Raw genomic sequence first — 8,993 nt, 5'->3', positions numbered from 1 at the left:
GCCGCGCCGACTCCCAGGTCAAGATCCGGGGCTTTCGGATCGAACCCGGCGAGGTCGAGGCCGCCCTACTCGCCCTGGAGGGCGTCGCCGAGGCCGTCGCCCTCGTGCGCGCCGCACCCGGCGGCGGGCGCAGACTCCTCGCCTACGCCGTGCCCTCGACCGGGGAGGCGGACGAGGAGACCGCCGAGGAGTGGCGCCGCGCCCTGGCCCGCGTCCTGCCCGGCTACATGGTTCCCGCCGCCGTCGTGGCCCTGGACGCCCTGCCCCTGACCGCCAACGGCAAGGTCGACCGCCGCGCCCTGCCCGACCCCGGGCACGGCGGGGAGCACACCGCCCCCCGCACCGACACCGAACGGATCCTCGCCGAGGTGTTCGCCTCCGTCCTGGCCGTGGAGCGCGTGGGCGTCCACGACGACTTCTTCGCCCTGGGCGGCGACTCCATCCTCAGCATCCAGATGGTCTCCCGGGCCCGCCTGGCCGGTGTGGAGCTGAGCAGCCGCGACGTCTTCTCCCACCCCAGCGTCGCCGCCCTGGCCGAGGTGGCGCGGGTGCGGCGGCCCGGCGCGTCCGGCACCGGGCCGGTGAGCGGCCCGCTCACCGCCACGCCCGTCATGGGCTGGTTCGACCGCACCCACCCCGTGGCCCCCGACCACTTCGCCATGTCCGTGCTGCTCGACCTCGCCCGGCCCCTGGAGCCGCGCGCCCTGCGCACCGCCCTGGCCGCCCTCGCCGACCACCACGACATGCTGCGGCTGCGCCGCGACGGCGACGGCCCGCGCGTGGCCGAACCCGGCACGGCCGCCCCGCCGCTGAGCGTGGTCGACCTGTCCGGGCACGAACCCGGGCGGGCCCGCGACCTGGCCGAGGAGAGCATCCGGGCCGCCCACAGCGGCCTCGACCTGGCCCGCGGCCCCGTCTTCGCCGCCGTCCTGCTCGACTCCGGCCCCGAGGGCTCCCGGCTGCTGCTGACCGCCCACCACCTCGTCGTGGACGGGGTGTCCTGGAGGGTGCTGCTGGAGGACCTGGCCACCGCCTACCGCCAGGCCGCCGAGGGCGCGCCCGTGGACCCGGGGCCGCGCACCACACCCTTCTCCGTGTGGGCCGACCGCCTGGCCCGGCACACCGCCGAGGGGGCCTTCGACGCCGAACTCGACACCTGGGCCGAGGTCGCCGCCACCCGCGCCGAACCGCCCCGCGACCACCCCGGCCGGGGCAACGGCCTGGTGCGCGACCAGGAGGTGGTCACCGCCGGGCTGTCCGAGGAGGACACCCGCCGCCTGCTGGCTGAGGCGCCCGCGGCCTTCCGCACCCGCGTCAACGACCTGCTGCTGTCCGCCCTGGGCCGGGTGCTGTGCGAGTGGACCGGCTCCGCGCGCGTGCCCGTGGACCTGGAGGGGCACGGCCGCGAGGACCTGTTCGAGGACCTGGACACCTCACGCACCGTAGGCTGGTTCACCACCGTGTTCCCCGTCGTGCTCACCGGCCGACCCGACCGGACCGAGCGGATCCGCGCCACCAAGGAGATGCTGCGCGCGGTCCCCGGCAACGGCCTGGGCTACGGCGCCCTGCGCCACCTGGGCACGCCCGAACAGCGGGCCCGTCTGGAACGCGACCCCGCGCCCGGCGTGAGCTTCAACTACCTGGGCCGCTTCGACACCGACCCCGGCCGGGGCGCCCTGCACACCGCGATGCGGCTCAACCCCGGCGGCGAGCACTCCCCGGACGAGGAGCGCGCCCACCTGGTCGAGGTGGTGGGCCGCTTCGAGGGCGAACGCCTGGTCTTCGACTGGTACCACGCCACCACCGTCCACGACACGGCCACCGTGCGCCGCCTCGCCGAGGCCATGGCCGCCGAACTCGCCGCGTTGGTGGAGCACTGCCTGGACCCCGCCCACGGCGGGGCCACCCCCTCCGACTTCCCGCTCGTGCGCCTGGAGCAGGACGAGGTCGACCGCCTCGTCGGCGACGGCCGCGACGTCCAGGACGTGTGGCCGCTCACCCCCATGCAGCAGGGCATGTTCTTCCACTCCGCCCTGGAGCCCGACTCCGGCTCCTACCTGGAGCAGGTCGTCGTGGACCTGGACGGCGTGGACGACCCCGGGGCCCTGGGCCGCGCCTGGCGGCGGGTGGTCGCGGCCACCCCCGTCCTGCGCGCCCGCGTGGCCTGGGAGGGGTTGTCCGAACCGGTCCTGCTCGTGCACCGCGCCGTCCCCGTCGAGGTGGCACACCTGGACCTGCGCGGCGCGGCGGAGGAGGAGCGCGAGCGTGCCCTGGCCGACCATCTGGCCGAGGACGCCGCCCGGGGCGTGGACCCCGTCCGCGACCCGCTCCTGCGGGTGGCCCTGCTGCGCACCGGCGACGCCTCCGTGCGCCTGGTGTGGACCTTCCACCACCTCGTCCTGGACGGGTGGAGCCTGCCCCTGGTCATGGAGGACGTCCTGGCCGCCTACCGGGGCGGCGTCCCGGCCGCGCGCCCCGACTACCGGGAGTACCTGCGCCGCCTGGCCGGACGCGACGCGGAGGAGGGGCACGCCTTCTGGCGGGGCGTGCTGGAGGGCGTCACCGAGCCCACGCCGCTGCCCTACGACCGGCCGCCCGCCGCCCTGCGCGCCGCCCGCTCCAGCGCCCGGAGCCAGGCCGCCCTCGCGCCGGAGCGGGCCGGGGCCGTGCACGCCTTCGCCCGCGCCCACGGCCTGACCGTCAACGCCGTGGTCCAGGGCGCGTGGGCCCTGCTGCTGTCCGCGTACTCGGGGCGGGCCGACGTGGTCTTCGGCGCCACCACCTCGGGACGCCCCGACGACATGCCCGGGGTGGAGGCCGCGGTGGGCCTGTTCATCAACACCCTGCCGGTGCGCGTGGCCGTCGACCCGGCGGAGCCCGTGGCGCGGTGGCTGCGCCGCCTCCAGGAGGACCAGGCGCGCTCACGGGCCCAGGACCACCTGTCGCTGGCGCGCGTGCAGGCCGAGGCGGGCCTGCCCGGGGACACCCCGCTCTTCGACAGCGTCGTGGTGTTCGAGAACTACCCCGTGGACGAGGCCGCCGCCGCCGAACACGGGCTGCGGGTCCGATTCGTCAACGCGGTGGAGGCCACCAACTACCCGCTCGCGCTGAGCGCCTACGCCTCCGACGGGCTGCGCCTGGTCTTGGGGCACGACCCGGCGTGCTTCGACGCCGGGACCGCGGATCGCCTGCTGGGCGACCTGGAGCGCATCCTGGTCTCGCTCACCGAGGACCCCGAACGCCCCCTGGGCCGGGTGGCCGGGGCCGACCCTGCCCGCTCCCTGGTCCTGGCCGACGGGGGCGGTGAGGAGCCGCCCGCCGCCACCGTCACCGCGCTGTTCGCCGAGCGGGCCGCCCGCCACCCCGAGGCGACCGCCCTGGCCGGCGCGGACGGCGAGTGGACCTACGCCGAGCTGGACGCCGAGGCCGACCGGGTCGCCGACCGCCTGGCCGCGCTGGGCGTGGGCGCGGAGTCCCGGGTGCTGCTGCTCATGCCGCGTTCGCCGCGGGTGGTGGCCGCCATGCTCGGCGTCCTGCGCACGGGGGCGGCCTACGCGCCGCTGCACGAGACCGTTCCGGCGGAGCGGGTCGCCTCCCTGGCCCGCGCGCTGGGCGCGCGCGTGGCCGTGGCCGATCCCGGCATGGCCGACCGCTGCGCGGACATGGAGATGGTGGTGGGCTACGCCGCGGACGGCACGCTGTCTGGTGCTGGTGCTGGTGCTGGTGCCGGGGCTGATGCTGTCGGTGGTGCGGACGGCGGCCCGGGTGTGACCACTGGTGCGGGAACCGGGGTCGGTGCGACCGCTGATGTCGGTGGGGGCTCGGGTCCTGGTGTCGACGCAGGGACCGGAGCCGGTGCGAGTACGACCGCCGGGGGCGGGGCCGGTGCCCGCCGGGGTCCGGTGCACGGGCACACCGCCGCCTACGTCATGTTCACCTCGGGCTCCACGGGCACGCCCAAGGGCGTGGTGGTCGACCACCGGGCCGTGGTCGCCCTCAGCGCCGACTCCCGCTGGCGCGAGGGCCACGACAGGGTGCTGTTCCACTCCCCGCACGCCTTCGACGCCGCCACCTACGAGGTCTGGGTGCCGCTGCTCAACGGCGGAACCGCGGTGGTGGCGGACGGGCCGGTCTCCGCCGACGCCCTGCGCGAGCACACCTCCCGGCACGGGGTCAGCGCGGTCTTCCTCACCACCGCCCTGTTCAACCTCTTCGCCCAGCAGGACCCGGAGTGCTTCGCGGGGCTGCGCGAGCTGTGGACCGGCGGGGAGGCCGCCGACCCGGCCTCCCTCGCCCGCGTGCGCCGGACGTGCCCCGACACCGAGCTGGTGCACGTGTACGGGCCCACCGAGGCCACCACCTTCGCCACGTGCACCCCGCTGAGCGCGGAGGAGGCCGACGCCGGGCACTGCCCGATCGGCCGTCCCATGGACGCCACCGGCGCCCACGTCCTGGACGGGGCCCTGCGCCCGGTCCCGCCCGGCGCGGTGGGCGAGCTGTACCTGTCCGGGCCGGGGACGGCGCGCGGCTACGACGGCCAGCCCGGCCTGACCGCCGAGCGCTTCGTGGCCCACCCCTTCGGGGACGGAGGGCGGCTCTACCGCACCGGCGACCTGGTGCGCTGGTCCGCCGAGGGACGCCTGGTCTTCGTGGGCCGCGCGGACGGCCAGGTGAAGCTGCGCGGGTTCCGCATCGAGACGGGCGAGGTGGAGGCCGCCCTGCTCCGTGGGCCCGGGGTCGCCCAGGCCGTGGTGCTCGTGGCCGAGGCACCCACCGGCGGACGCCAGCTCGTCGCCTACGTCACCGGAGGGGAGGTGGACGCGGAGCTGGTGCGCGAGCGCCTGGCCCGCGAGCTGCCCGCCTACATGGTGCCCGCGGCCGTCACCGTGCTGGAGGCGCTGCCGCTCAACGCCAACGGCAAGGTGGACCGGGCCCGCCTGCCCGAACCCGCCTGGGCGCGCGCCGCCGCGCCCGTCCACGTCGAGCCGAGCACCCCCACCGAGGAGGCCGTGGCCGAGGTGTGGGGGCGCACCCTGGGGCTGGAGCGCATCGGGCGCGACGACAACTTCTTCGACATCGGCGGTGACTCGGTGCGCAGCCTCCAGGTGGTGCGCGAGGTCGAACGCCTGCTGGACGTCACGGTGCCCACCCGGCTGCTGTTCGACCACCAGACGGTGCGCGCCTACGCCGAGGCGGTGGAGGACGTGCTGCTGGAACAGATGTGACGCGGGGCCCGGGCGCCGCCGACCGGCGGCGCCCGCGCGGTCCCTCTGCTGACGGGGTCACCCGGTGCGCGGCTCGGTCCGGCGGGGCCCGCTACCCCGGCGGCGGGGCGGACGGGTGCTTCGCGGAGGAGAACTGTCCCGTGGCGATCAGGACCGCGACGAGTACGAGCGGCACGATCCACCCGCTCCAGCCCAGGATCGTGGCCTGCGTGGTGTCGACGTGCTCGCCCGCCTCGGCGAAGAGGAGGTAGGTCCCGCCCGCCCCGTTGAACGCGGCGTGGGCGAGGGCCGCGGGCCACACCGATCCCGATCGCAGCCGCAGCCAGCCGAAGACCGCGCCGACCAGGACGCACATGACGACCATCGCGGCCACGCCGACCCAGCCCGGCGCGTCCGGGTAGTTGTACCCCAGGAGGATGAGCGGAGCGTGCCAGAGGCCCCAGACGACTCCCATGACCAGGAGGGCGGGGAGCGTACCGAGCGGCATCAGTTTCGGGAGCAGCCATCCGCGCCATCCGAGTTCCTCCCCGAGCGCCGGGATGAGGTTGATGAACGCGGCCATGGGGAGTGCGGCGAGCTGGATGGCGATGAGCGCGCCGACCGGTATCGGGGTTCCGGCCGTTCCGGCCTGCTCGTCGAGGACCTGCCGGAACGCCGAGAAGTGCGCGAAGTCGGCCGGATAGACCCCGAGCAGCGCGCCGACAGGGAGCGCCGCCAGGACGAGAGCGATGGGCACGACGATCCCCAGCGCGGCGTAGCCGAGCAGTCCGCGGACCGGCGTCAACGGCCACAGCCCGAGCGTCCACGCCTTCCGCCGGGGCCGCTCCACGAAGAACACGACGACGAGGGCGGCGATCGCGGGGGTCGTCATCGTGGCGGTGGCCACGAGCGGGAACCAGGGTTCGGCGAGCCCGTCACCGAACCAGAGCGGGAGCGCGAAGAGCCAGGCGAGTGCGAACGCCAGGGCGGTGAACACCCCGATGGACCGCAGGTCGCGGCCGCTCATGCGGGTTCCGCCCCGGGTCGTGGGCGTGTTCGGTCCGCGCGGGGACGCGGCGGTCACGGCGTCCGCCCTTCGAGGATGTGCAGACCGGCGATGGTCCGGTCGTCGCGGAACGCGATCCGTGCCGTGTAGTCGCCCGCCTCCAACGAGAGCGGCGTGTTCGTTATCGTCACGTCGCCGGCCCGGGTGACCTCCGGCTCCCCATGCCCCTCGAAAGCTCCCGCCAGGCCGACGATCTGCGCCCACGCGGCGGCGAGCGCGTCCTCTGACAGGCCATCGCGCATGGTCGGATCGAACCGCTCGGTGACACGCGACCATCGCCCGGACGCGAGGTCCTCGATCACCGAGGCGGCCAGTTCGGCGACGCCGGGTAGCGGCGTGGTGTTCATCGGTTCTCCTGTCCTTGGATCGATCGGTTTGCCGTAGCGCTGGAACGCTGCCTGTCGGCTCACGCCGAGCGCGTCACCGACGACCTGCCACGTGGCACCGTTCTGCCGGGCCTGCTGTACGACGGCACGCACGACGTCATCGGCGGCCGTCTGCATGCTCACGGCGCGCCTGATCGAGTCGGTCCAGTCGTCGTCCCTCGTCAGGACACGCGACGCGAGGAACGCCTCCGTGCGCGCTTTCAACACCCGCAACGCCTCTGTCAAGCTAGCTTGCATTCGTAAACTATAGCTTTACAAGTGGGGTGTGCGCCAGCCGCTGTCCCGCCTGTTCCGTAACCGCGGACCGCCGCGCTCCCACCGGCGCGGGTGAGGAGGCCATCGCCTTCGCCCGCCCGACCCGAAGGACCGGGGCGCCGGTCAGCCGAGCCGGTCGGCGACGGCGGTCACCGCCGCCAGGACCACCGCGCGGTCCGGGCCGCCCTCATCGCGCTCGAAGTGGCGGTGCAGCGACCACCCCTCGACCAGGGCGTCCAGCGCGCGGCACGCCTCGGGAGGGAAGTGCGCCGACAGGGAGGCGCGGCTGACGTCCATCCACGCGCGCGCGGCCCTGCGGACCGCCTCGTCGTGGTTGGCGTAGGAGTACATCTCGAAGAGCAGCGCGAACTGGTGGGGCGTGGCGTACTCGGGCCCGCAGATGAGGTCGGCCACGGCCTCGCACGCCTCGGCGCGGTCGCGCGCCGCCGCGAGCCGGTGCGCGTAGTACTCCGACATGGTCCCCGCCAGGTGCGTGAACGCCTGCTCCAGGATCGCGGACAGGCCGTCGAAGTGGTAGGTGAGCGAGCCCAGGGGCACCGAGGCGCGCTCGGCGATCGCCCGGTGCGTGGTCCTGTGCACACCGCGCTCGGCGATCACCTCCAGCGCCGCGGCGAGGATGCGCTCCTTGCGTCGCGGGTCGTTGGCCACCCGCCTGGTTCCGGCCATGTTCCCCTTCCGGCCTCGGAGCCCTGCGTCCACGGCCATTCTGGTACGCGGCCGCCCCCGTCCGCGCCCGTGGCGTCCGCGTCCACAAGTGTGTACTTTTGTACACACTACTGACCGCCACTCCACTGGGAGCCCTTCATGGGAACCGCCGTGGGCCGTCGGCGCCTCGCGCTGTGCGTCCTGTTCCTCCTGCCCGGGCTGGGGATCTCGTCCTGGGTCACCCGTACGCCCGCCATCCGCGACGCGCTGGGCGCCTCCACCGCCGAGATGGGGTTCGTCCTGTTCGGCCTCTCGATCGGTTCCATGATCGGCGTCCTCGGGTCGGGGGCGGTCGTCGCCCGCCTGGGCGCACGGCCGGTCATCGTGGCCGGGACCGCCGCGATGCTGGGGAGCCTGCCCGTCATCGGTCTTGGCGCGGGCCTCTCGTCCGCCCTCGTCGTCGCGTTCGGCCTGTTCCTCTTCGGGCTGGGCATGGGCGCCGGGGAGATCGCGATGAACATCGAGGGAGCCGACGTCGAGCGGGTCATGGCCGAGCCGCTGCTGCCGCGCATGCACGGCTTCTTCAGCCTGGGGACCGTGATCGGCGCCCTCGTCGGCATGGCGCTCACCGCGGTCGGGTTCCCCGTGGCGTGGCACCTGGCGGCGATGGGCGTCCTGACCCTGGCGGTCGCGGCGGCGCTCTTCGGCTCCCTGCCCCCCGGCACCGGCAGGGCGCTCCCGCGCGCCTCCGGGCAGGAGGGCACGGGCGGCGGGCGCGCGCTGTGGAAGGACACGCGCTTGGTGCTGATCGGCCTCATCGTGCTCGCGATGGCCCTGGCCGAGGGCACCGCCAACGACTGGCTCCCGCTGATCATGGTCGACGGCCACGGCTTCGACCCGGCCCTGGGGTCGATGGTCTACGCCGTCTTCGCCGCGTCGATGACGGTCGGGCGCTTCGCCGGGGGCTACTTCCTGGCGCGCTTCGGCAGGGCCCGCGTGCTCGGCGCGAGCGCGCTGGCCGGGGTGGCGGGCATGGGGCTGGTGGCCGGTGCGGACAGCCCGGCCCTGGCGGCGGCGGCCGTGGTCCTGTGGGGACTGGGCGCCTCGCTGGGCTTCCCCGTGGCACTGTCGGCGGCCGGGGACTCCGGGCCCGACTCCGCGGCCCGGGTCTCCCTGGTGGCGACGCTCGGCTACGTCGCGTTCCTGGTCGGGCCGCCCGTGCTCGGTCTGCTGGGGGAGGCCTACGGGCTGCGCGCGGCCCTGGTCGTGCCCCTGCTCCTCGTGGCGTTCGCCGGGTTCCTCAGCCCGGCGGCCCGTCCGCGCCGGGCGGTGGGCGCGCGGGCCGAAGAGGACAGTGCTGGAGCCGGAGGGGGCGGTACGGAAGCCGAGGGGAGTGGTGCGGGGACCGATCGGGAC

General features: G+C 75.1%; 5 protein-coding genes. 2 read left to right on the top strand and 3 right to left on the bottom strand.

Features of this window, described 5'->3' with window-relative positions:
* The coding region (locus DQW06_RS05300) for a condensation domain-containing protein (RefSeq protein ID WP_157983347.1) at window positions 1–5,225 on the top strand (5,225 nt) is incomplete at its 5' end.
* Between the two features lie 91 nt (window positions 5,226–5,316).
* On the opposite strand, the gene DQW06_RS05295 is transcribed toward DQW06_RS05300, so the two are convergent.
* The 3 genes from DQW06_RS05295 to DQW06_RS05285 form a co-directional block, all read right to left on the bottom strand.
* Complete coding sequence (locus DQW06_RS05295) at window positions 5,317–6,231, bottom strand: CPBP family intramembrane glutamic endopeptidase (protein WP_071622891.1); 915 nt, start codon at window positions 6,229–6,231, stop codon at window positions 5,317–5,319.
* Between the two features lie 53 nt (window positions 6,232–6,284).
* Complete coding sequence (locus DQW06_RS05290; protein WP_049800322.1) at window positions 6,285–6,893, bottom strand: DUF3887 domain-containing protein; 609 nt, start codon at window positions 6,891–6,893, stop codon at window positions 6,285–6,287.
* Between the two features lie 141 nt (window positions 6,894–7,034).
* Window positions 7,035–7,598: a TetR/AcrR family transcriptional regulator gene (locus tag DQW06_RS05285; RefSeq protein WP_013155300.1), complete on the bottom strand. Its 564-nt coding sequence runs from the start codon at window positions 7,596–7,598 to the stop codon at window positions 7,035–7,037.
* A 138-nt stretch (window positions 7,599–7,736) separates the two neighbouring features.
* Between DQW06_RS05285 and DQW06_RS05280 the strand changes: the two genes are divergently transcribed.
* Window positions 7,737–8,993, top strand: a 1,257-nt coding sequence (locus tag DQW06_RS05280) for an MFS transporter (protein ID WP_157983346.1), incomplete at its 3' end; no start/stop codon positions are given.

The sequence above is a fragment of the Nocardiopsis sp. TNDT3 genome (genome assembly GCF_003427465.1).
Lineage (GTDB): Bacteria > Actinomycetota > Actinomycetes > Streptosporangiales > Streptosporangiaceae > Nocardiopsis > Nocardiopsis dassonvillei.
The sequence above is the reverse complement of the archived record's forward strand: the minus strand, read 5'-3'. Positions and strand labels throughout refer to the sequence as shown.